Annotated in this window: 23 protein-coding genes; 7 read left to right on the top strand and 16 right to left on the bottom strand. The window is 53.2% G+C overall.

The window, feature by feature from the left end:
- Positions 1-45 precede the first annotated feature (45 nt).
- Positions 46-2,481 (bottom strand): polyribonucleotide nucleotidyltransferase, encoded by a 2,436-nt coding sequence (locus tag J0L72_01040; protein ID MBN8689355.1) that lies wholly within the window; start codon positions 2,479-2,481, stop codon positions 46-48.
- Positions 2,482-2,505: 24 nt separating this feature from the next.
- Positions 2,506-2,787, bottom strand: a complete 282-nt coding sequence (gene rpsO / locus J0L72_01035) for a 30S ribosomal protein S15 (protein MBN8689354.1) — start codon at positions 2,785-2,787, stop codon at positions 2,506-2,508.
- 209 nt (positions 2,788-2,996) lie between these two features.
- Between rpsO and J0L72_01030 the strand changes: the two genes are divergently transcribed.
- Positions 2,997-3,494 (top strand): DinB family protein, encoded by a 498-nt coding sequence (locus J0L72_01030; protein ID MBN8689353.1) that lies wholly within the window; start codon positions 2,997-2,999, stop codon positions 3,492-3,494.
- Here the strand turns inward: J0L72_01030 and J0L72_01025 are convergent, their stop codons facing one another.
- The 4 genes from J0L72_01025 to J0L72_01010 form a co-directional block, all read right to left on the bottom strand.
- Positions 3,495-3,953, bottom strand: coding sequence for an SRPBCC family protein (locus tag J0L72_01025; GenBank protein ID MBN8689352.1), 459 nt, complete (start codon positions 3,951-3,953; stop codon positions 3,495-3,497). It abuts the gene before it with no gap.
- Between the two features lie 10 nt (positions 3,954-3,963).
- Complete coding sequence (locus J0L72_01020; protein ID MBN8689351.1) at positions 3,964-6,483, bottom strand: hypothetical protein; 2,520 nt, start codon at positions 6,481-6,483, stop codon at positions 3,964-3,966.
- A gap of 78 nt (positions 6,484-6,561) precedes the next feature.
- Positions 6,562-7,845 carry a flagellar hook protein FlgE gene (locus J0L72_01015; GenBank protein MBN8689350.1) on the bottom strand — a complete coding sequence of 428 codons (1,284 nt, stop codon included), beginning with the start codon at positions 7,843-7,845 and terminating at the stop codon, positions 6,562-6,564.
- Positions 7,846-8,091: 246 nt separating this feature from the next.
- Positions 8,092-8,829, bottom strand: coding sequence for an esterase family protein (locus tag J0L72_01010; protein MBN8689349.1), 738 nt, complete (start codon positions 8,827-8,829; stop codon positions 8,092-8,094).
- Between the two features lie 249 nt (positions 8,830-9,078).
- Between J0L72_01010 and J0L72_01005 the strand changes: the two genes are divergently transcribed.
- A complete protein-coding gene (locus J0L72_01005; GenBank protein ID MBN8689348.1) occupies positions 9,079-9,417 on the top strand; it encodes a hypothetical protein in 339 nt (112 codons plus the stop codon).
- A gap of 95 nt (positions 9,418-9,512) precedes the next feature.
- On the opposite strand, the gene J0L72_01000 is transcribed toward J0L72_01005, so the two are convergent.
- Entirely contained in the window at positions 9,513-11,021 is a 1,509-nt protein-coding gene (locus tag J0L72_01000) for a PQQ-dependent sugar dehydrogenase (GenBank protein ID MBN8689347.1), read from the bottom strand.
- A gap of 126 nt (positions 11,022-11,147) precedes the next feature.
- Here J0L72_01000 and erpA point away from each other — a divergent pair, with 126 nt between their 5' ends.
- A complete protein-coding gene (gene erpA, locus J0L72_00995; GenBank protein MBN8689346.1) occupies positions 11,148-11,528 on the top strand; it encodes an iron-sulfur cluster insertion protein ErpA in 381 nt (126 codons plus the stop codon).
- A gap of 78 nt (positions 11,529-11,606) precedes the next feature.
- Here the strand turns inward: erpA and J0L72_00990 are convergent, their stop codons facing one another.
- Positions 11,607-11,975, bottom strand: coding sequence for a PilZ domain-containing protein (locus tag J0L72_00990; GenBank protein MBN8689345.1), 369 nt, complete (start codon positions 11,973-11,975; stop codon positions 11,607-11,609).
- A 149-nt stretch (positions 11,976-12,124) separates the two neighbouring features.
- Positions 12,125-13,525 carry a hypothetical protein gene (locus J0L72_00985; protein ID MBN8689344.1) on the bottom strand — a complete coding sequence of 467 codons (1,401 nt, stop codon included), beginning with the start codon at positions 13,523-13,525 and terminating at the stop codon, positions 12,125-12,127.
- Between the two features lie 198 nt (positions 13,526-13,723).
- Here J0L72_00985 and J0L72_00980 point away from each other — a divergent pair, with 198 nt between their 5' ends.
- Positions 13,724-14,734, top strand: a complete 1,011-nt coding sequence (locus J0L72_00980; GenBank protein ID MBN8689343.1) for a hypothetical protein — start codon at positions 13,724-13,726, stop codon at positions 14,732-14,734.
- On the opposite strand, the gene queF is transcribed toward J0L72_00980, so the two are convergent.
- A complete protein-coding gene (queF, locus tag J0L72_00975; protein ID MBN8689342.1) occupies positions 14,731-15,087 on the bottom strand; it encodes an NADPH-dependent 7-cyano-7-deazaguanine reductase QueF in 357 nt (118 codons plus the stop codon). The two genes, J0L72_00980 and queF, sit on opposite strands and share 4 nt — an antisense overlap.
- A gap of 55 nt (positions 15,088-15,142) precedes the next feature.
- Here queF and fabD point away from each other — a divergent pair, with 55 nt between their 5' ends.
- Both fabD and fabG read left to right on the top strand, forming a co-directional pair.
- A complete protein-coding gene (gene fabD, locus J0L72_00970) occupies positions 15,143-16,048 on the top strand; it encodes an ACP S-malonyltransferase (GenBank protein ID MBN8689341.1) in 906 nt (301 codons plus the stop codon).
- Positions 16,049-16,056: 8 nt separating this feature from the next.
- Positions 16,057-16,794, top strand: coding sequence for a 3-oxoacyl-[acyl-carrier-protein] reductase (fabG, locus tag J0L72_00965; protein MBN8689340.1), 738 nt, complete (start codon positions 16,057-16,059; stop codon positions 16,792-16,794).
- On the opposite strand, the gene J0L72_00960 is transcribed toward fabG, so the two are convergent.
- Positions 16,766-17,641 (bottom strand): methyltransferase, encoded by an 876-nt coding sequence (locus J0L72_00960; GenBank protein MBN8689339.1) that lies wholly within the window; start codon positions 17,639-17,641, stop codon positions 16,766-16,768. The two genes, fabG and J0L72_00960, sit on opposite strands and share 29 nt — an antisense overlap.
- 33 nt (positions 17,642-17,674) lie before the next feature.
- Here J0L72_00960 and J0L72_00955 point away from each other — a divergent pair, with 33 nt between their 5' ends.
- Positions 17,675-18,142: a hypothetical protein gene (locus tag J0L72_00955; GenBank protein MBN8689338.1), complete on the top strand. Its 468-nt coding sequence runs from the start codon at positions 17,675-17,677 to the stop codon at positions 18,140-18,142.
- On the opposite strand, the gene J0L72_00950 is transcribed toward J0L72_00955, so the two are convergent.
- Genes J0L72_00950 through J0L72_00930 form a run of 5 tightly spaced genes read right to left on the bottom strand, consistent with a single transcriptional unit; the run spans position 18,139 to position 22,822 of the window.
- Positions 18,139-19,236 (bottom strand): YqeG family HAD IIIA-type phosphatase, encoded by a 1,098-nt coding sequence (locus tag J0L72_00950; GenBank protein ID MBN8689337.1) that lies wholly within the window; start codon positions 19,234-19,236, stop codon positions 18,139-18,141. The genes J0L72_00955 and J0L72_00950 overlap by 4 nt on opposite strands.
- A complete protein-coding gene (mltG, locus tag J0L72_00945) occupies positions 19,233-20,192 on the bottom strand; it encodes an endolytic transglycosylase MltG (GenBank protein ID MBN8689336.1) in 960 nt (319 codons plus the stop codon). Before mltG ends, J0L72_00950 begins: the two co-directional genes overlap by 4 nt.
- Positions 20,193-20,235: 43 nt before the next feature.
- A complete protein-coding gene (gene ruvX, locus J0L72_00940; GenBank protein MBN8689335.1) occupies positions 20,236-20,640 on the bottom strand; it encodes a Holliday junction resolvase RuvX in 405 nt (134 codons plus the stop codon).
- Between the two features lie 2 nt (positions 20,641-20,642).
- Positions 20,643-21,404 (bottom strand): histidinol phosphate phosphatase, encoded by a 762-nt coding sequence (locus J0L72_00935; protein MBN8689334.1) that lies wholly within the window; start codon positions 21,402-21,404, stop codon positions 20,643-20,645.
- 2 nt (positions 21,405-21,406) lie between these two features.
- Positions 21,407-22,822 carry a glycosyltransferase family 4 protein gene (locus J0L72_00930; GenBank protein MBN8689333.1) on the bottom strand — a complete coding sequence of 472 codons (1,416 nt, stop codon included), beginning with the start codon at positions 22,820-22,822 and terminating at the stop codon, positions 21,407-21,409.
- Positions 22,823-22,846 lie beyond the last annotated feature (24 nt).

Here is a 22,846-nt window from a genome sequence, read left to right as displayed (position 1 = left end):
GCTGGAAGAACTCCAGCGGCCATTCATTTCGCTACCAGCACGAGCTTAGCGTCGAGGGCGGAATCGAGTGTTGAACGAGTCTTCACCGTCGCCATTGCCCTTCTTAGGAAGGTTATCTGGCACGCTTGGTGCATCGACTGCTGCTCGATCAGAAGTCTCCGATCGATCTCGGTCTCGTCCACCGCGCTCTCCACGGTCGCCTCGGTCTCCACGATCTCCCCGATCACCACGGTCTCCGCGGTCTCGGTTGCCGTAGCCACCTCGATCTCCACGGTCTCGGCCGCCTCGATCTCCGCGATCTCGGCCAAATCCACCGCGTCCGCCTCGGTCACGATCGCCGCCACCGGTTGGGCGAGTATTGCCATCGGCTTCAGCATTTGCGGCGAGATTCGGGTGCGATTGCGCCACACCGAGCGCGGTGAGGTTTACGCGGCCCTGAGCGTCTACTTCGTACACGCGCACGGTGAGTTCATCGCCGACCTGAATCACGTCGTCTGGACGTCGTGGTGCAGGAACGGTGATCAGCTCGGTTGGAACCAGGCCGTCTTTGCCGCCTGGCATCTCGATCAGGGCGCCTTTGCCCATCAAGCGAGTGACCTTTCCGGTGAACTCCATACCGACTTCGAGCGAAGCGGTGAGTCCACGGATCATTTCGATCGCTTGGTTGGCTGCGTTGCCATCGGTCGCCGCCACCAGAATTCGTCCGTCTTGTTGAACGTCGATGCTGGTTCCGGTTTCCGACGTGATCTTTCGAATCGTCGCGCCTCCGGGGCCAATGACGGCACCGATCTTCTCTGGGTTGATCTGAATCGTGGTGATTCTTGGAGCGTTCTCGTTGAGTTCGGATCGAGGTTCTGGGATCGCTTCGTCAATCACGTCAAGGATTTCAAATCGAGCTTCCTTGGCTTGTCGTAGAGCGTCTGCGAGAACCTTTTCTGGGATACCGTCGAGCTTCGTGTCGAGTTGGAGCGCGGTGATACCATCGCGGGTTCCAGCGACCTTGAAGTCCATGTCTCCGCAGAAGTCTTCCATGCCCTGAATGTCGGTTAGAACCTTGAAGGTCTTGCCGTCAGACATAAGCCCCATCGCGATACCAGCCACAGGAGCCTTGATCGGAACGCCAGCGTCCATCAGCGCGAGCGTCGAGCCGCAAACAGATGCCATCGAAGTCGAACCGTTCGATTCCAGGACTTCGCTGATCACCATAACGGTGTAGGGGAAGTTCGGGTCGTTGAGCGGAATCACCGACTTGAGAGCGCGTTCGGCCAGCGCACCGTGTCCGATCTCGCGTCGGCCTGGGCCACGCATTGACCTTGCTTCGCCAACCGAATATGGTGGGAAGTTGTAGAAGTGCATGTACCGCTTCTCGGTATCTGGCTCGAGCCCGTCGAGCGATTGCGCATCACCAGGTGTTCCCAGCGTTGCAATGCTGAGGACCTGCGTTTGACCTCGTGTGAAGAGACCTGAACCGTGCACTCGTGGCAAGAGTCCTGCGAGAGCCTCAAGCGATCGAATCTGCTTCAATCCACGACCGTCTGGACGTTTGTCTTGCTCGATGATGAGCTTTCGAACGGTGTCTTTGACGACCTTGTCGGAAGCTTCAGCGAGTTGCGCCAGCATTTCAGGTTCATCGGCGTACTTTTCGGTGTACTTAGCGATGATCTCTTTGACCAAATCGTCAAGTGCGGATTCTCTTGTCGCCTTGTCTGGGTTCAAGAGAGCCTTTTCGATATCCTTTTCGCTGCCCTTCTTGATTGCTTCGATCAGCTTCTTGTCGATGAGCGAAAGTGGTACTTCTCGCTTTTCGCGGCCGTACTTCTTGGCGAACGCTTCGACCTGCTCGCAGATCTCTCGAATCGCTTCATGAGCAAAGTTGAGCGCCTTGATCATGGTCTCTTCGCTGACTTCGTCAGAACCGGCTTCGACCATGCTGATGGCACCCTTGTGACCCGCCACGCAAAGATCGATGGAGCTGCGGCCCATTTCTTCGTAAGTCGGGAATAGGATGAATTCGCCGTCGATTTGACCGACTCGGACGCCGGCAACCGGACCGTTAAATGGAATGTCGCTCAGGGCCAGCGCGGCACCAACAGCGGTGATTCCAAGCACGTCTGGCGGACATTCCATGTCAACCGAAAACGGCATTGCGATGACTTGAACGTCGTTTCGAAGTCCCTTCGGGAACAACGGGCGGATCGGTCGGTCGATCAGTCGGGAAGTGAGAATTGCGCGATCCGAAGGTCGGCCACCGCGCTTGATAAAGCCTCCAGGAATCTTGCCGATCGAATAGCGTCGCTCTTCAAAATCGCAAGTGAGGGGGAGAAAATCGATCCCCTGTTTAGGGTTTCGGGACATGGTGGCTGTCGCCAATACGACAGTCTCACCCATGCCAAGCAAGACGGCTCCGCCAGCTTGCTTGGCAACACGACCAGTCTCGATACTGAGGGACTTGCCCCCAATTTCGATAGTCAGGGTTTGTATCATTGTTTACCTCTTAGCTAAATGCTATCGAGGTTTGACTTCACGAATGTTCAGCTTCTTCATCAGTGCACGATACTTTTCAATATCTCGTGCCTTCAAATAGGCTTCTAGCCGACGTCGCTTACCCACCATCATCAACAGACCTCGGCGACTATGAAAGTCCTTTTTGTGGGTCTTGAGGTGATCCGTAATTTGCAAAATTCGAGCCTGCAATAGGGCGATTTGAACTTCTGCTGAACCGGTGTCTCCGGTCTTGACGGCGTTATCATTGATAACTTGGGATTTAATTTGCTTATCTAGTGGCATTTCGTTAGTTTCAAGCCTCGCTCGAAATTCACCTCGCCGTCGCTAATGGTCGAACGAGGAAGATTGGTTTCAGCCGAATTGCCGCTCTACGCAAACTCCCGTGGGAGGCTCCGTACAACGGCACACCGCCGTAACCTTTCAGCGTGGGATTATACCCCTCAAATCCCGAAATCGCAATCATGTAGAAATATTTCTGCTATATTTGAGAAATGGAACTGATGATCCAGATGCTTTTGAACTCGTGGGACCGCCAATGTGCCTGCATTAACAACCTTTTGACTTTAATGAATCCGGAGCTCTTGGAAGTGAAGCCCTCCGAAGATGGCTGGAATCTGGCCATCCAGTTCGCGCATATTGTTGAAGTCCGCACCTTTTGGCTCAGCAACGCTGCCGAGACAGAGAATTTAGGGCTACCCAGTTTGTTCACGCTCGACGGTGATATCTATCGGGCATCCCGGGATATTGACGCCATTCGCGTGGCACTTCGTGCCAGCGAGCAAGCGATCAGAAACTTCCTCGCCGTCAAGCTCAAGACCCCAGAGTCACCCTGCGGCGGCTACGAAACTCCGATCAACTTCCTGCAGCATATGATCTGGCACGAGGGCTGGCATGCTGGCCTTATCATGCTCGGTCTGCGCCTGGCTGGGCACGAACCGACCGACGTTTGGGAAGAAACCAACCTCTGGTCGATGTGGCGAACGGAGTAGTTATTTAGGCGGAAACGCTTGCCGCATGGCCTCGCCCCTGAACGCAAAAATGCGCCGAACTTCGCTCCGAACAAACAGTTTGTGTGCAAGCTCGGCCAGAGGCAATCGCGGCAATTCGTAGTCCACGGTGTCCCACACTCGGGTCTTGTCGCCTTCAGCTTGGAATCGATGCTCATGAATCCATTGGCGATAAGGCCCCTTGATTTGGCTGTCTACGAACCGAACGCCAGGCTCCCAAACCGTGATTTCGGTCCGCCACTGCATCGGAATTCCGCGCAACTTGAGGCGGTAATCAATCAAAGCGCCCGGCTTCATCTCAATCGGAAGCGGGGTCAAAATTTTGAATTGAAGCGAGGCCGGGGTCAACTTTTGCAAATTCGCGGCATCGGCAAAAAAGCCAAAAACCTGGTCCAGCGGTGCGTCAATCACCGTTTCTTCTTGGTAGCGATGGATCGGCATGTAGGGCGTACTACGAACCCGGGCCAAGGATAATCGCATTCAAAATGAGCTTATCCAACCCTGGGAATTGCGCCCGAAAAGTTGGATCCTGAGCAAACCAAACCACCTTGCCTCTACCGATTTGAGCGGTTTCGACCAGGCTGATCCCGCGGAGGTCTTTATTGGTGTTATCCCACTTCCAGCCCACGAGCACCGAATCCCCATCGGTCGAAGTTTGCACTGCTGAGCCGCTTTTCGGAGCCTTGCTGAAGCTATCACCTTCGATGTGCATCGGCAGCCAGGTGTGCTTGTAGCCATATCCCAAGAAGCTCATCGGGTCGATTTCCGCTTTTGCAAACAGACCTGGAAGACTCGCTTCACCCTCTACTGAGTCGTTATCAAAGAACCCAGATTCGCCCATTGCCCAGCGGTGGTTGCCCAGCAGAACGAGGCATCCGCCAGATTGCACCCATTCGCGCAATTTTCCGCTAGTCGAACCAGAAACCCCCTCAGGTAACACGATCGAGGAGAACTTTTCAAGTCCGCTGCTCATGGCTTGGTTGGACATTGCGGTGAATGGCAGCTTCCATTCCTGTTCCAGCAGGTACCAAAGTGCGCCGCCAGTTAATTGACCGGGACCACCCATGAACACAGCGACTTTGGGGGCTTTCAGTGTCCGCATGCTCTCACTGCCGGGACCCTCTCGACCATCGTCGGGGTAGCTCGTCGTCAGCGGTGCAAGCGCGACTGTTGCCGACTTTGCCATTGACTGCACTTTGCTCATCGCATCGGAGCTGTTTCGGGCACTAAGCACAAAGAAAGTCCCGGCCGCATATGATTTGCCAGCCACTTTCATCGGCTTCGTGTTCTGAGAGACCTTGATTCCGCTGGATAATAGGCGGCTCACAAACAAAACGTCTTCGCGGTCGGAATACGGCAAGACGTAGCCGACAGAAGAATCGGCGGTGTCAGGTTTTGGTGGATTAGCCGAACCCACGGCAACAGGTGGAGCTGATTCGCACCAATTTGCTTGCAGCCCATAGGCGTACGGCAGGCTCCAAGCTGTCGTGTCATAAAATTCGAATGAATCCAAAACTGGATCCGGTTTGCCTAGCTTGTCGTTCTTCAGCTTTGCCATTTGTCGCTGAATGAATTCAGGTTCAAAATCCGATACCGGTTCGAGGAGCGCCTTTGCGAAAGGTCCCTGTGACTGCGCCATGTCGATGACCAACGAGCCGGATTGGAATTGACGGGCGCCGACCGTTTTGGAATAGTAATCGTGCGCATCGGATTGACTCCAACTCCCACCGGCAAATTTGGATTTGATGCCGGCCCTGGCCAAATGTGCCGAGAACCGCATCAACTCGCGTGGGTCATCCGATTCAACAACTACGCGCTGGAATTTCCCAGCATGCTTACCTGTAACTGCTCTATCTTTGAAGTCAGCAAACGAGGACAAAAGCTCTTGGCGGTGCTCGCTAGCAGACTCTAGGACAGCAAGGGCGGAAGTGAAGTGCTTTATCGCTCCATCGCGCAGCGTTAGAAGAGTGTCGTCGGAGCGAAGTTGCTTCAGAACTTCCCCTCCATCGGTCTCGTGGGTCATTCCGATCGCGCCCATCAACGTTGCGTGGGCATCCAGATAGCAAACATTGTACAAATCGTACTGATCGCGGATGAAGTAAGTCCAACCTTGCTTATCAAACGCAGAAGCCGTCGCCTTTCCAAAGATTGAGGTCCACTTTTCGTACCGCGCTCGGTCGGCGTTCGCGTTCACCGATTGTTGTACTGGTGGGAAAAAATACGTTTCGACTTCGCCGTGCTGATCGACATAAACTTGCGGATTCCACTTCAGCACGTGCGCCACTTCTTGCCGCGTTTCAGCCTGGCTCAAGGCGACTCGATCCCGGTTCATGTCAAACCGGTAGTGGTTTGCGCGGCCATAGAACGCGCTCGGCATGCTCTGATCGTAACCGCCGCGGTCTGCATTACCCGTGGGGAGTGAGTTGTACGCGACAACATAACGTTCGTGACCATCCGGGTTGTACACCGGATTTAGCATCACCACCACGTTGTCGAGCATCTTTGTGATACGTGGGCTCTCGCTGGCTGCGAGGTTGTAGAGCAACTCCATCGCCGACTCGAATGATGCTGTCTCGTCACCGTGAATGCACTGATTGATCCAGATCAGCGTTGGGCCTGACTTGATAAATCGATCCGTTTCGGCGGTACGGCCTGTATCTGCTATCTGCTGCAGATTCTTCTGAATTTGCGGAAGCATCTTCAGGTTTTGTGGAGAGCTAATCGCTAAGGTTCGAAGCGGCCTACCCTCGGTGCTCTTCCCATATTCGAGCACCTTGACCCGGTTTGGTGCAGCTTTCGCAATTCCAAGAACGACGCGTTCTTGATCGTAAAAAACAGTGTGACGATCTCCAACTTCATATCCCAAAATCGATTCAACCGTAGGCACCGATTTTTGATACGGCGCGTTGGAATCGAAGTGGAAATTGGGCGCCGAGAAGGCGAGCGCAAGTCCGAGAACGGAAGAGATCATAGGCCATTATAGCCCGGTCAAAATATAAACCGTCCCCAAGTTCTAGAGCGAACCTGGGGACGAAATCAACTTACGGAATTACCGCTTCATGTTGATGAGGTCTTGTAACATCTCATCGACTGTTGAAACGACTTTGGTATTGGCTTGGAAACCTCGCTGGGTGATAATCAAGTCGGTGAATTCGTTGGAAATGTCCACGTTGGACTGCTCCAAGAAGCCCGCATTGATGCTACCTCGACCACCCGTTTTCGGCGTTCCTGTTACCGGGATACCAGAGTTGTCAGTGCTTCGCCAGAGGTTGTTTCCGGTTCGTTCCAAACCACCTGGGTTTGAGAAGATCGCCATTGCAACTTGACCGAGTGATCGTGTGAGGCCGTTGGTAAACAGACCCGTGACGATTCCGTCGCCACCGATCGAATAGCCTTGCAGCGATCCGGGTGGATAACCGTTCTGGTCAAACGGTGTGACGTTACTTTCAGCCTTGAGCTGGCTCAATCGGCTGAAGTCGAGGTCCACCGAGAAAGAAGTCGCACTACCACTTGCTGGGAGTGTGACTTTGCCCAGGACGTCTCCATTCACGATTTTTCCGTTTGCATCAAAGTACAGTCGGGCGTTTCCGGTCGAAGCGTTGTTACCAATCACGGTCGTTCCTTCGGTGACTTCCCAATCCCAGCTACTGACAGCACCCGCAGGAACTGCGGCACCGCCAAGAGGAGGAGCATTGCGGTTGGACATCTTCAGAGTGATGTCATGCGCACCACCCAAGGTGTCGTACACTCGTTGCACGACCGACCAGCTGTCTGTGGATCCGGCTTCTGCGTCGAGGTTTCCTTTGAACGAAGCTCGAGTAGTCGATTGGACCGCGTCTAGCGAACCGATCGGAATACTGAGATAGCTCGTCGGAGTAACTGGAGAGTTGGTATCGATGTTGCCGAATTCATCTGCAACCCAACCGACCAATCGCTCACCGGTCGATCGCTGGACAAGCACACCGTTCGCGTCCAAGTCAAAGGCGCCGTCTCGGCTGTAGGCGACACGCTCACTATTCGAAACGATAAAGAAACCGTTTCCTTGGACAGCGAGGTCGCTTGGGCGGTTCGTCGCACTGAGCGAACCCTGTTCTGAGTTCACGTCTGTTCCTGCGACCAACACACCAAGACCGTATTGGATTGGGTTGGTACCGCCGCTCGCTCCGTTTGGCCGACTGGCACCACGGATCGTTTGGGCGATCATATCTTGGAAGGTAACACGGGCGCCCTTATAGGCAGTCGTGTTAACGTTTGCGAGGTTGTTTCCGATCACATTCATCCGGGTTTGCTGAGCTTTGATACTCGCAACACCGGCAAGCATGGCTTGTAGCATGGCGTATTGTTTTCCTAAGTTGATTTAGGATCAAACTACCAATGCATTCGGATTCTGTGAATTTGCGCTCGACGGAGACTTCAGCTCACGATTGTCGAGTTGCCCACGCTCACCTGAATCGGCAAGACGTTCCAGCGTTCTCACAGGATCACCATACAATTGCTAGGTTGTCCCATAGAGAATGGTTGGAACGCGATCAATTTTCCTCAGGTCTCGAAGCTTGCAATCTACTTCAGGTTTTGAAAATCAATGACCGCCGCGATTGAAAATGATGTTCAAATAATCGAATAGTTGAACTCGCCACCAGGGCCAATCATGCCCAACTCCGGGCCGATCATCGCACCAATGAGGAATGCCTTTCAGACCCAAAATGTGCGCCATTCGATGGTTATCTGCTCGGCAGATATCATCGTGACCGGTTCCAAGCACGATGCCCATCCGATGCATCGGCTCGATATAGGATGGATCCGATAGGTTTGGCATGTAGTCCACAGGGTTGTTGAAATAGACATCCTCGGAGTAGTAGCCGTAGAAAAACTGCTTGATGTCGAATGCGCCGCCCATACTGATCATCTCGCAAACATCCGAAGGGTGCCGAAAAGCGAAGTTCAGGGCGTGGTATCCACCAAAACTACACCCTCCGACCATCACGCGATCCTTACCCGTTTCGTGCTTTGCCCTGGCGACGACTTCGTTGAGAATCATGCTGTCGTAGCAGTTGTGGTTGTGAATTCGCACCGATGGATGGACATCGTAGTTATAAAAGCTCTGCTTGTCGATGCCGTCAACACAATAGACTTTCACCATTCCACTGGCGATAAATGGGTAGATCGCACCCACCAAACCGAAGTCGATATTCTGGTTGTAGCCGCCCATTGACGTTGGGAAAAGGATCAGTGGCGTACCTTTGTCGCCAAAAACACTCATCCGAGTTTCTTGCCCGAGAGCAGGGCTATGCCACGTAAAATGCTGTTCAGCGACCATATGTGCTCGGAACTGTACCACGAAATCGTAGGTTCAAAACGTGCCCAAATCCCCGTAACCCGTCTAGCTAGAAACCGTACTGACCGCATTTAGGCCGACGGTAAACGCACTAACAGCAACAACACTGCTGGTCATAAAACTCGATAAATTGGGCACTGGTAAAGGTCCTTGGGTGGGCCGTTTGGTTGGCGTGGCATACACCTATCGTCTGGGGGCCAACCCTCCCAGGGGACGGATAGAAAACACGGCATGTACCTTTTAACCTTTAGCGCAGAAGACCGATTGATTCAGGCAGGACTTGGCGGAAATGTCACCGCTGGCGAGTGTGCAGTTCTCAGAGACGAGATCACCTCGATCCTTGAAACACTCGGTTCGAATGTTGAAATTGAACTCGACGCGACCCGAATGACCAAAGCGGGACCAGGCGTCCACGAATCTCTTGAACAGATGCGATTTGCCTTCGCCTCGTTCCAAGCACGAACCTACGTTTATCACGAAGAAGAAGTGGCGGAAGTCATGAGTCCGAACGTACGTGCCATCTTGGAAAACGAACACGAAGAAATCTATCAGATTGCCCTCACAGGCTAAACAACTTCTCTCCTGAGTCTCCCCCCAAAAAGCAAGCAAACCCCACCAACAAGGCCCCTCGTTCCCACGCGAGGAGGCCTTCGTTGCGTCTGACGTTAGCGCGTGCTCGCAGGAACGATTCGAATGATCTTGTCCGGATCGTTTAGAGCGGCGTAGATGTTGCCATCCGGTCCGACAACGACATCGCGGACTCGGCCGATGTTGTGGATCAGCTCCTCACGCTCGACAAACTCGCCATTCTTCATTCGAATGCGGTCGATGTTCTGTCCGACGAGCCCGCCAGCGACCAAGTCGCCTTTCCACTTTGGAAACGCGTTTCCTCTGATGACATCAAGCCCGCAGGCGCCAATGCTTGGCAACCAACGAAACGCCGGCAGTTTGAAATTTTGCCCAGCCTTTGGCCACGGTGTTTCCATTGGTGCGTCGTTGTAGTTGATCGAAAATGCGATCAGTGGCCAACCGTAGTTCGCTGCCTTCTCGATCTTATTCACTTCGTCACCACCGCGAGGGCCATGCTCGGTGTCCCACAATTGACCGCTAAGATCCAGTGCAAGCCCTTGCGGATTGCGGTGACCATAAGACCAGATCTGCGGCAGCTCACCGTTCGGCGATTTTGCAAACGGGTTGTCTGGCGGGATAGTTCCATCCTCAAAAGTGCGGAAGATCTTGCCGTTCGGCCGGGACAAATCTTGTGCTAGTGGTCCGCGTCCGCGTTCGCCGCTGCAGAAGAAGATGTGACCTTTTCCGTCAAAAACGATTCGACTTCCGAAGTGAACACCGCCTCCAGAATAATGCTTCTGGTCCGCTTCAAAAATCGTCTCCTGGCTCACCCACTTGTTTCCATCCAGCTTGCCTCGAACAATCTTGGTAAACCCTAGGCTGGGATTGTCCCTGCCGATATCCGAGAAGCTAAGGTAAATCCAGCCGTTCTTGGAGTAATTCGGATGTACGGCGACATCCATCAAACCTGCCTGGCCGTTTTGATACACCTTTGGAGTGCCCTCAATCGTGGCGATGACATCCCCATTTTTGACCTTGACCAATGCACCCGGGCGATTTGCAACCAGCATTGTTCCATCCGGCAACCAGTCTAGACTCCATGGAATTTGCAGCCCCTTGCCCCGATCAACGACGGTTTCTACCTTGTAGGGATGTGAGGTTGAAGGAAAAACTCCATTCACCGGTTTTGGATCACCGAACTCGGCACGCAATGCCGATGCCTGAAGTTCTCGAATATGGACAACGAGCCCCCAAATTTGCTGGTCCGTAAGCGTCGTTCCGTACGCTTCCATCGTGTCCTCGGTGCCGTTTTTGATCGTATCAAAGAAAATCTTGTCGTACTTTTGGAGGAACTTCTCTTTCGTGTTCAGGCTCTTCGTTCCGCCGCCGCCACCCTGTGCGCGTTCACCGTGGCACTTAGCGCACATGGAATTGTACAGGTTGGTGACGCTCGTCACAGACTGCATCGCAGGGATCGCAGTTGTCGACACGGCAGTTGGCGCAGTGGGAACATGGGCGGGCTTTAGCTCAGTCCGGTTATAAGTGGCTAACCCGCCAATCCCTAATCCCACGAATCCCGACAACAAAATGGGCCATTGCCTCATGCCTCATTTTTACCTGAGTGAAGCGATTCGGGCTCAAAATTGGTGTCATTTGATCATATAAATACTCAAATGTAGAGATTGGTATGTCAAAATGAACGTAGAACTCTCTAGGAATTAATTGAAACAATGGCAATTACCGTGACTTCTCGTGCAGCTGCAGAACTTAAGGAACTGATGATCGCTGAATCCCGACCAGACGCAAAGTTGCGCGTTTGGGTGGCTGGCGGCGGTTGCTCTGGCCTCCAATATGGAATGGCACTAGACGACGGCAGTCCAGAGGAAGGCGACCAGGTTTTTGAAACCGAATTGGTGAAGGTTATCGTGGATCCATTGAGCCTTCAATACATGGAAGGTTCGATCGTGGACTACATCGACGACCCAATGGGCGGCGGATTCAAGGTTGAAAATCCAAACGCAACCAGCTCCTGCGGATGCGGATCTTCGTTCAAAACCGAAGATAGCGATGGCCCAAGCGGCGGCGGTTGCGGCGGCTGCGGCTGTAAGTAACAACATCTTAAAGAAAAATAGCGGCTGGTCAAGGTGCATTGACCAGCCGCTATTTTCTGTTTGAGGTGACGGATGTTCTTAAATGGCAATGGATTCAATATCGTCGCGGAACCGCTGGTGAATGTAGTTCACGAGTGCAACCCGCTGTTCGACGGAGCCTGGCATAAACCGAAGTCCGGTCGAGTGTAAATCGGTGCCCTGCAGTGGATAGCTGTATCGCACTTCGGCGTGGGTTGTGATCTGTTCGTTCTCATCGTCGGTAATCGAAATGAGGCAAACTTCCCCGGCTTCATACTGTCGTCGAGATCGAGCTTGCATTCCGCCCAAACTCAAGTCCACGATGATCGCGGGTTCAGGAGACTGGTCGCCTTCTTTGTACACCAGGGCATACTCGAAGATATCCCAGCGCTTGTACTGACGGTTCTCAACTGCTTTATTGTTACTCACGGTGTGTTACAGCCTTTCTAAGAGGGACTCCTATGGTTGAGTTATCGGCCCTTGCCCCAGAAATGTTTAGAGATGATTTTCGGGCTGAAACACAAAAATGCCCGCTCCAACTTGGAACGGGCATTTCTTGAGTTCAACTTAGCTTGAACTTAGTTCTTGGTGATCAGGACGTGACCACTCTTTGGATCGAAGTCAACCTTGACCTTGAGGGACTCGCCGATGAAGCTCAGTGGAACCACGGTTCGACCGCGTTCGATGAACGGAGCGTATTCTAGAGTCAACTTGCCGGAACCCAAAAGTGCAGTCTTATCGCCGATCTTCAGAGTGATGGCATCGCTTGCACCGGTTGCCCGGACGGTCTTGTCGTCGTTAGTCCACTTCACATTTCCACCAGCGGCCTCGTAGAGGTGGCGGAACGGAGTGAATGGGACACCGTTGGTCACTCGTGGCTGAACGTCGAACTGTACGACTCGTGCATTGTAAGTGAGGCTGAGCGCACCGCTGTAATTCACCCGGGTGCCCTTAGTGATTCGGACGGTTTGAGTTGCAGCAGTCACGTTTTGCGCTGGCTTAACAACAGGTTTTGTAGTAACCGGTTTAGTAGTTACAGGCTTAGTGTTGTTTACCGCTGGCAACGGCTTGATGCCGTTGTTGCGTTGAGTCACAGGCTTAGTTGTTACAGGCTTGGTAGCTGGCTTGACAGTTGCAGGCTTCGTTACTGGTGCCGTTCGCTTGCCGGTCGGAGTGAGCGACCTGACGGAAGTCGTGCTCGACTTTGGCGGAGTAACCGTCATCGGGCGAGTGCCGACTGGCTTTGCAGTTTGGCCCGCGATCGTTGGAGCCATCGCCTTCAGATCGGCGACGGCTGGTACTGGAGGAACCGTTGCCAAAGTTGGAGGAGTCTCAATTCGATCCGTGCGACCGCCTGGATTGTTCACAAAGATTCGTACCTTTCGGCTCTTCCAGGTCGTGTTGTTTTCGTCCACAACCCAAACTTGGATTTCGTGCCAGCCGTTGGACAGACTCTCGGTGTCGAGAACGTAGCTGTATGGCTCGAAGTTTCGAAGCGCTTTCCACTCGCCATCCACCATAAAGCTGGCGTATGCCTTTCCGAAAGTGCGCTTCAATTCGATCTGGATGTTGACCAATCCGAGAACTGTCTGACCAGCCTTTGGCATGGTGACCACGACTGGAGAGTCTGTGACTGGATCGACCGTGATCGTGCTGTTTTCGACGCCGAGCAACTTGCCCGAAGCATCAAAAACCAGCGCCTCGACCTTGTTTTGCCCTTCGTTCAGAACGGCTTGATCGATTCGGAAGTTTGCCGAACCCTCAAGCTCGCCATTCACGACTCGCGTGCCCACGCTCATTCCATTGACCTTCAATTCGACCAACTTTGCAGTCGAGTACGAGAAAGTCACTTTGAACTGAGAACTTGACAGTGCCTTTTCAATCGCCACATCGGGGATTTGAATAGACGCAGAGGCAATACCGGTTGCGCCCAACATAGCGATCGCAACAGCCCCCAAAGATATCCAACGTTTCAACATCGGTTTAATGTCCCACTCATTCGAGCGCGCTGCACACGCACACGAACCATACTTTGCCAGAATAACCCTAATGCACGGCGGGTTGCTACCCCCTACGACGCAAATTGTGGATTTATGCGGCATCCAAGGCAAGCCCTGACTGACTTTCTAGACGGAACAGAACCCGTTTTAGGTTGGGAATTTCTTTCGAAAAGTCCCGTGCCTTGTTATCGACTTTGTTCGCAAAATTGGCAAGGCAACCCGTGGCATCACGATGTCTGGTGGAATGGCGGCGAGGGCGATACCGCCATCATCAACATCACGGGCGACCGGGTGGATGCGGCCGATTTGCCGGTTCACAATGCTCTCATCCGGCACAGTCAGATGCCGGTAGCCACTTTGTTTGATGTTCCAAATCAGCCGCTGTGGGACCGACGTGAAGACGACCTCATCGCCTTGAGCTTCGAGGAATACTTGGTTTCAGGTGATCCCTCCTGGCCCCTACTTTTCCCGATGGTCCAATCGGTACGGGCACTGATGGAAGCTCTTTTTGAGCACACTTCAGGCAAGATTTCGAAATTCGTTTTGACTGGCGGCAGCAAGCGCGGATGGACAACGTATCTGGCCGCCGGTACTATTCCTCGTCGCGTAGTTGGCGCCGCTCCGATGGTCTTTGATAACCTGAATTTCCCGGCTCAAATGGCGTTGCAGAAAGCTCGGTGGGGGGACTACAGCGAGAAACTCGTTGATTATTCCAGTCGCGAGATGATGCAACTACTGGAGCAGCCCCGTGGACTTGAACTTGCAGCGTTGGTCGATCCAATTCATTTTCTTGACCAAACCCAAGCTCCGCTGCTCATCATCACCGGCACCAACGATCCATTTTGGATGGTGGATGCAGCGCAAGTTTATTTGGGCGACCTTCCAGAGTCGGCAAGATTCTTGTGCCTTCCGAACACGGGCCATGATCTACAAGGGGCAATTTCGCCCTATCCAACGGTTGGAGAGTTCGCCCGCCGTTGCCGCGACGGTCGATTGCTCCCAGAATTAGAATCGGTCCCGAGAGATCAGATCCAACACTGGACCGCGTATGGTCCAAATTGGCAATTCGCAGATGCAATCTGGCAACAAGCCCCTGAGAAAAGGCGTCCGAGAGCGGAAGTCAGATTAGCGCAATTCAAAGGTGACCTTGGCCAATACTGGCTTTCCAGTCCGGTTTCGACGGCTTAACCAGGCATGGGGCCGGATTCAGCGATAATCGTGCTGGAGATTCCACCACGAACAGCAAAATCGGCGGTAATCCGCATCCATCGCGGCTTACACGCAGCGTAGAGATCGTCCAAAATCTGGTTCGTCACGGCTTCATAAAAGATCCCCGCATTGCGAAACTCAAGATAGTAATACTTGAGCGACTTCAATTCGATACAAGTCTGATCCGGGATGTACTCCAGTTCCACCGTCGCGAAATCTGGCAGACCAGTCTTTGGGCATACGCTTGTGAATTCTTCGTTGATGTGGCTAATCACATAATTGCGGTGCGGCGCGGGATTTGGGAACACTTCGAGATCAAAATCTTGGAACATCTGAACCTAAGAGGATACCTCCCGAGCACCGATCTACTCCTGCCATAATGCCAGCATGATTGCCGTAACTTTTCCTGGCCAAGGATCGCAAAAACCGGGCATGGGGCAAGAGATTTTCTCCAACTTCGATGTTGCGAAAGAGGTATTCGCGACCGTCAGCGATTCCACAGGCGTAGATTTGGCGGCGCTCTGTTTTGAGACTGATGAAGAAACTCTGCGTCTGACCCAAAATGCCCAGCTCGCACTGTTTACCACCTCGATGGCGGCCTGGGAGGTGCTGAAATCCGAGCAGACTGTCTCCCCAAGTTTCTTCGCCGGGCATAGCGTCGGCGAATATGCCGCGGTCGTCGCAGCAGGTGCGATCAGCCTAAAGGACGGCGCAAAGTTGGTTCAAAAGCGAGGTGAGATCATGGCGAGTGCTCCCCCAGGGACAATGGCAGCCGTGCTCGGCTTGGACGCGAATCAGCTTTCAGCGGCGCTCAAAAACGCTGAGGGCGTCGTGGTCATCGCGAACGACAACTGCCCAGGTCAGTTGGTCATCAGCGGAGATGCACAAGGCGTCGAATCGGGTGGCAAACTAGCCTCCGAAGCGGGTGCCAAGCGCGTCTTACCACTCAATGTAAGCGGTGCATTCCATAGCCCGCTGATGGCGGAATCGGCCAAACAAATGGGCGAATTTCTTCGGAGCTTTGAATGGCAAACGCCGCATACTCCGGTAGTCAGCAATGTTCAAGCCAAAGGAATTTCTGATGGAGCGGTCTGGGCAGATCTGCTCGAAAAGCAGTTGCAAAGTTCAGTGCGATGGACCGAGTCCATCCAGCACATGCTCGCGGCTGGAGTTGAAACGTTCATCGAATGCGGAGAGGGAGAAGTACTCTCCGGTCTGCTAAAACGAATCAGTAAAGAAGTCAAGTCGTACGCGTTCGGTACGAGCGCAAATTTGCCAAGTTTTGAGGGCTAAATACTAAAATGAACCTAGATTTTAAAGATCAAGTCGTGATCGTCACCGGCGCAAGCCGAGGTATCGGCCAAGCGATCGCGGTCGCATTCGGCCAAGCCGGCGCCAAGGTCGCCTGCATCGCTACCACAAAGGAGAATGCGCAAAAGACCGCCGACCTTGTGGGGAACGGCGCAAAGGCATACGGCCTTGATGTCAGTAATGAGGCCGACGTCGAAAGCGTTTTCGCAGAAATTTCGGCAGACTTCGGAACGCCCTCTGTTCTGGTCAACAATGCCGGGATCACTCGCGATAACCTCGTCGCCAGAATGAAAATGGAAGACTTCGACCGAGTGATTGCGGTCAATCTCCGTGGTGCCTATTGCTGTTCGAAAGAGGTCTACCGCCCGATGATGAAGGCGCGCTACGGACGGATCATCAATATCTCCAGCATCGTGGGTCAAACCGGAGCCGCGGGCCAGGTCAATTACTCAGCGAGTAAGGCAGGCATGATCGGACTCACCAAATCATTTGCAAAAGAGCTTGGCGCGCGTGGAGTGACATGCAATGCGGTCGCGCCTGGGTTTATCGAGACCGATATGACGAGCGAGCTCGGTGATGAAATGAAGGAGGGAGTGATCAAGAACGCTCCCGTCGGGCGGCTTGGCACTCCCGAAGATATCGCCGCAGCCGTCTTGTTCCTAGCCAGTCCTCAGGCAAGCTACATCACTGGACAAGTCATCACCGTTGACGGCGGCCTGACTTTATAATCCCAACACTCGCGGTGACGCCAAAGGCTTCGGGCCGGCGCTCGCAGTGAGTGAAACCAGCTTCATGAAGGCGTCTTATGACGCCTTCTGTCGTTTTGTGCCCCAAGGCACTTTCTGGATCGCCGATGTAATGGTAAAACTGCCCATGTCGCGAAAGCACCCGTTTGATCTTTCGATAGAATTCGAGCGAATACAACTCACCCGCAAACTGGATCGTCGGTGGATCGTGAACAATTGCCGAGAAATGCCCTTGAGGGAACTGGTCTACGATTTCAAAAACATCTCCGACGATCTGAGTGATCTTTTCTGAGTTAAATAGCTTCTGGCTCCAAGGATTTTGCCTTGCGATCTCCAAGCCAGTCGGGTCGAGTTCGCATGTCACCACTTGATCGGCTTTCTTCGAAGCGATGATCGCCGTGTATCCGAGGCCGGTCGCCGTATCGAGCACTGTGCCCTTGAGCGGGCCGGCAGCCCGAACTTTTCTTTCCGCGTCCGCCCAGGGGTCAAAGTCCTTGATGCGGTGCATCGGAATCCCACTCACAAGCATGGTGGGGGAATTCTCGGTGGGGCAAAGCGAGCGCACCCACTGAGTTTCTTCGCTGAACAGACGTATTTCGTGGACGCCCTTCGTATCGATCCGAAAGCACTTTCGCTCTTCCTCACCAATCTTTTTGAGTTGCGCCCAGGTTAATAGCGTGCCGTTGATTTCGGCACCATCGGGATTCAGCGGCAACAAAATTTGGGTCAATCCTAGGTCCAGCGATGTGAAGACTTCGGGCAATCCGCGTGCTTCCAAAATCTGTTTCGCTTGATATCGAGAGATGACAGTCAACTGTTCGGCATTCATTTTTAAAAAATCCGGTGTATTCTTGCAAAATTAATGACAACAATCGAGCTTCTGATCTGGATGACCAAAGACGGTTTGGACAAAGCAATCAGCGCAACCAAGGCTATGCCCGAGGAGCGCCAATCTTGGAAGCCGTTAGATTCTGGCAGAACCGCCATCAACCAGCTTGCCGAATGTTTGCAAGTCGCGGAGTGGTTTGCCCGGATCATCAGAGAAAAGAACGCAAACTTCTTCACTCCTGAGTTCTTTAAACTCGAGCACGAACTTCGCGAACAGATTTCACTACCGCATGTACTGGGGAATATTGAGATTGCGTACGAATCGCTCTACGCAGCAATGCGTGATCTGAAAGAAGAGGACTACACATTTGAAGTCTCATTGCGGCCAGGGCTGAAAGTGCCACTGCTCCACATCTGCTATTTCCCGCTTCGGAACCTGTACTACCACTTCGGGCAGATCAACTACATTCAAACGCTGTACGGCGATTACGATTCGCACTAAGCATCCAGCCCATGTCGATGGGCTCGGAAGGCATACAAGCGCTGACCGAGGAAATTCCAAATCGCGACCACTCCAGCCGCTACAAAGGTGGCGATACGCGCCGCTTGCTTTGGATCACCTGGGATGAAGTGATTGAGTACGGAACTGATCAACACGTTGAGCACCAACCCGACAACCGAGATCAAAATGAACCGCGCGAATTGGCCGCCGGAGTCCTGCCTTCCTTTGATACCAAACGTCCAAAGCCGATTCCAGACGAAGCTATTCACGATCGCGATCGCGGCTCCAGCGGCGCAAGCGACGGGCCAAAAAGCGTCTTTGGGGTCCGGCGAGGTGAACAAAGTCGGCAGCGCAGATTTCATCTGTGCGCCGATCGTGCCACTGAGCTTGCCTCCGCCGAGTTCTGCTTGAAATTGCAGGGTCATTCTGATGCAGTAATCGATTACAAAACTCGATCCACCGACAATGCAGAACTTGAAGAATTGCCGCACCACCCTGGATTGAAAAACTCCGGTCGGCTCGACTATGGGAAGATCGTCGTTGCTGTCTATAAGGCTTTCATGGAGCCTCTTCAGCAATGCACGCTCCCAAATCCGGTTCACTTTTGTTCCGACGAATTCATGCGTGCCCATAGGCTTGACAAGGATCGAGTCAATTCCGGATCGATTCGCGCCCAACACATCCGTGAGCAGTTGATCACCGATCATGACCGCTTGATCTCGGTCAATCGACAATAGCTTCAGCGCGTGTTCGTACTTCTCTCGGCTAGGCTTGAATTTGCCCAATGCATAAGGAATTTCTAACATCGTGCTCAGGCGTTCAAGCCGGGCAACATTTCGAGTGTTTGAGATCAGGCATAGCTTTATTCCCGCAGACTTGAGCGATGCAATCCAGTTCAAAACTCCTTCCGGAAGTTCTTCGCTGCGCCAAGGCAAGAGCGTGTTGTCGGCGTCCAGTAACACACCCGATTTGCCGAGGTGAACGAGTTCTTCACTCGTGATGTGCGTCACCGAATCCACGGCTCGGACAGGGCAAAATCGCCGGATATTTGCCGAAACGCCTTCCCTATCAAAACTGCCTGATCTAAAACTCAATTTTGCTCCGGTGGCTTCATCCTTCTGGCGATCCGAATGTTTGCTAGATGCTGGCTATAGGTCGGGGCAAATAGATGCCCACCTGAAAGATCGCCCTTAGCAACGTAGTAAAGGTACCCGTGTTTTTGCGGGTTCATTGCCGCTTGAATTGACTTTTGACTTGGAGAGCCAATTGGCCCAGGAGGCAATCCAGAATTTCGGTAAGTGTTGTAGGGTGAATCGACCGTTCCGACGATTCCAGGCCCAAGCACTTTCCATTCCTGCAAGGCATATAAGACCGTAGCGTCGATTTCCAACCGCATCGACTTGTTCACGCGGTTGTGAATCACGCCGGACACCATTGGTCGCTCCGAATCGAGCTTCGCCTCCAACTCCACCATCGATGCAATGGTCACGATTTTGTACAGGTCGAAGAAGTTCTTCTCGGGTTCTAGCACACGCTTCTTGAAGGTCGCGAGCTGCAAGTTGATCACCCTCTCTGCGCCGAGTGTCGGCGGCAGATCGTATGTGTCCGGATAGAGGAAACCTTCGAGGGTCTTTGCTTGTTTCGGGAGCCATGGATTCGCTTTCCGAAATTTCTCGGCGTCATTGGCGAGGTCGATGTACTCCTGCGCGGTGCAAACTTTGTTTTCTTCGAGTCGCTTGGCCGTGCGAGCGATCCACCACCCTTCCGGCAAACGCACCATCTGCCGAATTGGCGAGTTCAAACTGGCGATAACCTGATCCACGGTCATGTTCGGCACAAACTTGTACATGCCGGGCTTAACCGATTGCAGGGCAGATTTGTATTGGGCGTACAGGTCGAATGCCCGGTAATTCGCGATCACGTCGGCATCAACAAGCCGCTGAACAACTTGTTTCCGGCTCATCGACTTGTCGAAATAGAGATATTTCTCCTTTGAGAGCTTGCCGGGGCCAAGCTGGCTGTTGAACCATACGGATGACGCTACAACCACAGCAACGATCACAGCTGTGGCGGCGATGAGTACTTTTTTGATGCTAATTCTTCTGCTCCTTAAAGAATCGGTAGAGGATCTGGCAAGCTGATTCGCTGTCGATTTGTTTCTTTCTTTGCGCAGCGGTGTATCCCATTCCCTTCAAATGTTCATGTGTCTCGGCGGTGGAGAGTTGCTCATCAACCTCGTTAACAATCCATCCCTGTTCGCGAATTCGATCGGCGAGCATTCTACAAATTCTGGCCGCTTTGCCATCCTCAAATTCGGGAATTCCGATAACGATTTGATCCACTTCTTCATCCTGCGCGAGCTTAGAGATCGCGATCGCGTCCTTCGCGAGTGTGCCAGTGGCGAGCAATCTCGTCCTCGGCGAGGCGACTTCAGCTTCCAATTCTCCGACAGCGATGCCGATATTTACTCGCCCAAAGTCCACGCCCATAACTCGCATGACTAGTTCACTCCTTGGACAAAGCAAGCCGATAGCTTTTCGTGTAGCGCGCCATTACTACTCAACGCTTCAATTTGAGGTGAATGGTTCCCGGAAAAGTCGGTGCATTTGCCACCCGCCTCTTGTACGATGACTTCCATGGCACTGATGTCGTATCGTTTGATGATTGGGTCAACCATGGCCTCAATCCGCCCTGTTGCGACCAGAAAATGTCCGTATGCGTCGCTCCATCCCCGCACGGCTCGAATTTGGTGGCTGAGCTTTGTCAGGTCTGCCAAGCGGCCGGTTTTGTCAAGTGACGAGATCGACCCGCAGCTGATTACGGCTTCCGACAGATTTGAAGTTTTGCTGACCATTGCCCGGCCGGCGTTGGATTGAGCGCCCTGCCCTTTGGCCGCATAGATCCACAATTCCAGCGCAGGAAACACCGCGACGCCGATTTCGGGCACTCCTTCACGCTCGAAGCTCAGTAGAGTCCCGAATAGCGGGACATTACAGATGAAGCTCTTGGTCCCATCGATAGGATCAATTAGCCAACGACCAGTTCCTGTGCCATCCTCGCCGAATTCCTCGCCGAAAATCGCGTCTTCGGGATAGGCAGATTTGATCAGCTTTCTCAGGTGCTCTTCAGCCCTGCGGTCAGCGATAGTTACTGGACTAGAATCTTCTTTCTCTTCAACTTTGAAGTCCGCACCAAAATAGCTGAGGGCAATGTGCGCTGCCTCTTGTGCTGATTTGACCGCAAACTCTAACCGAGAATCCACGATTATTCGCTGACTCCGTCGTCGATCTCTTCTGATGAATCTGCCAACCGGCCCGGAGCGATCTTATCAACCTTCACTGGTTCTGCCGGGGCCTGAACATGGCTCGGCACGACCTTGCGACTTTCGAATCCGCCGACAACCGCCTTTTGCTTGACGTGTGCTCGCTCGGCCCGCTCCTCTGCACCTTCCAAAATCGGCCACAACGACGAACCAGCGTGGTGGCTAGTCACGAATTCGTTCCAGACACTAAAGTAGAGGTCTCGGGTTTGCGCCGCGATATTCTCCCAATTGAAGTCGAGATAGAGCCTGGCACGCGCCATCTTCTTCATTCGATCCGCCTTCTTAGGATCGCGCAGGACGCTGAGCACCGCCCAAGCGAGGCTGTTGCTGTTCCCCGCAAAGAAATTCGTGCCGCTGACATTGTGCAGGCAGACTTCTTTCAAACCACCGGCATCGCTAGTCACCACCGCAGCCCCAGCCGCCATCCCTTCCAGAGCGACGATTCCAAACGGTTCATACAGACTCGGAAAGACGGCAACATCCGCGCAGCGATAAAGCTGGTGGAGCGAGCGGTTGGCCATGAATCCAGTAAACAGAACTTTGTCTTGCAGGCCATACCATCGGACAAACTTTTCAAACCGCTCACGATTTCCGCCGCCGACAATGACAAACTTCGTATCCGGTTCATTCGCGAGGATGGTTGACGCGCTATTGAGCAAGAGCTGAATCCCTTTCTCGCGAACAAATCGCCCCACATACATCACGATTTTCTCCTTGGGCAAGGCGAGTTTTTTGCGCCAGGCATCGCGACTGTCGTCATCCCACTCGAATTCAAACTTCCTCGCGTCGACGCCGTTGTAAATTACTTCGATTTTGTCTTGAGGGCAAGCGAAAGATCGTCCGACTTGTTCCTTCATGTACTCCGAGCAAACGATCACTCGCCATGCTTCATAGGTCAGCCAATACTCTTGCTCGTGGATGTACTTTTGCATCGGCGAGAAGATGCCGCCGTTCCGTCCTTCTTCCGTCGCATGAACCGTGGCGATCATCGGAAGTTGGTATTCGTACTTCAGTTCCCGCGCGGAATCTAAGCTGAGCCAGTCGTGCGCATGAAAGAGGGTTGGCTGCCCTCCCGGTCGCCAGTCTTCTAGCAGCTGGCGAACCCGAAGGTCAGTTGCCCTATTGAGCAATTGAATTTCGTGGACAAAGTCGTTGGGTTCGTGCTCCAAATGCACACGGTGGACATGCACGCCGCTCGGCTCGATTTCTTCGTCCGGAGCTTGAGGCGTGGCCTTGGTGACCACGTGCACTTCGATCCCAAGCTTGACGAGCTCTTTGGATAGGTCAAACACGTGGGGGCTGATTCCACCCACGATTCGGGGCGGGTATTCCCATGAGAGCATGACCACGCGAAGCACAGTTCATTTTAGTCTAACGCCACC

This window comes from Armatimonadota bacterium (genome assembly GCA_017303935.1).
Classification (GTDB): domain Bacteria; phylum Armatimonadota; class Fimbriimonadia; order Fimbriimonadales; family Fimbriimonadaceae; genus JAFLBD01.
This window is presented reverse-complemented; position numbering and strand designations above follow the sequence as displayed.

What these genes read in the sequence shown, in the direction of transcription:
- J0L72_01030 (MBN8689353.1), top strand. Translation starts at nt 2,997, where the DNA reads ATGGAACTGATGATCCAGATGCTTTTGAACTCGTGGGACCGCCAATGT.
- fabD (MBN8689341.1), top strand. Translation starts at nt 15,143, where the DNA reads ATGATTGCCGTAACTTTTCCTGGCCAAGGATCGCAAAAACCGGGCATG.
- J0L72_00960 (MBN8689339.1), bottom strand. Translation starts at nt 17,641, where the DNA reads ATGAATGCCGAACAGTTGACTGTCATCTCTCGATATCAAGCGAAACAG.
- fabG (MBN8689340.1), top strand. Translation starts at nt 16,057, where the DNA reads ATGAACCTAGATTTTAAAGATCAAGTCGTGATCGTCACCGGCGCAAGC.
- J0L72_00985 (MBN8689344.1), bottom strand. Translation starts at nt 13,525, where the DNA reads ATGTTGAAACGTTGGATATCTTTGGGGGCTGTTGCGATCGCTATGTTG.
- J0L72_01025 (MBN8689352.1), bottom strand. Translation starts at nt 3,953, where the DNA reads ATGCCGATCCATCGCTACCAAGAAGAAACGGTGATTGACGCACCGCTG.
- J0L72_01015 (MBN8689350.1), bottom strand. Translation starts at nt 7,845, where the DNA reads ATGCTACAAGCCATGCTTGCCGGTGTTGCGAGTATCAAAGCTCAGCAA.
- erpA (MBN8689346.1), top strand. Translation starts at nt 11,148, where the DNA reads ATGGCAATTACCGTGACTTCTCGTGCAGCTGCAGAACTTAAGGAACTG.
- J0L72_01010 (MBN8689349.1), bottom strand. Translation starts at nt 8,829, where the DNA reads ATGGTCGCTGAACAGCATTTTACGTGGCATAGCCCTGCTCTCGGGCAA.
- J0L72_01005 (MBN8689348.1), top strand. Translation starts at nt 9,079, where the DNA reads ATGTACCTTTTAACCTTTAGCGCAGAAGACCGATTGATTCAGGCAGGA.
- rpsO (MBN8689354.1), bottom strand. Translation starts at nt 2,787, where the DNA reads ATGCCACTAGATAAGCAAATTAAATCCCAAGTTATCAATGATAACGCC.
- queF (MBN8689342.1), bottom strand. Translation starts at nt 15,087, where the DNA reads ATGTTCCAAGATTTTGATCTCGAAGTGTTCCCAAATCCCGCGCCGCAC.
- J0L72_01000 (MBN8689347.1), bottom strand. Translation starts at nt 11,021, where the DNA reads ATGAGGCAATGGCCCATTTTGTTGTCGGGATTCGTGGGATTAGGGATT.
- ruvX (MBN8689335.1), bottom strand. Translation starts at nt 20,640, where the DNA reads ATGCGAGTTATGGGCGTGGACTTTGGGCGAGTAAATATCGGCATCGCT.
- J0L72_01020 (MBN8689351.1), bottom strand. Translation starts at nt 6,483, where the DNA reads ATGATCTCTTCCGTTCTCGGACTTGCGCTCGCCTTCTCGGCGCCCAAT.
- J0L72_00955 (MBN8689338.1), top strand. Translation starts at nt 17,675, where the DNA reads ATGACAACAATCGAGCTTCTGATCTGGATGACCAAAGACGGTTTGGAC.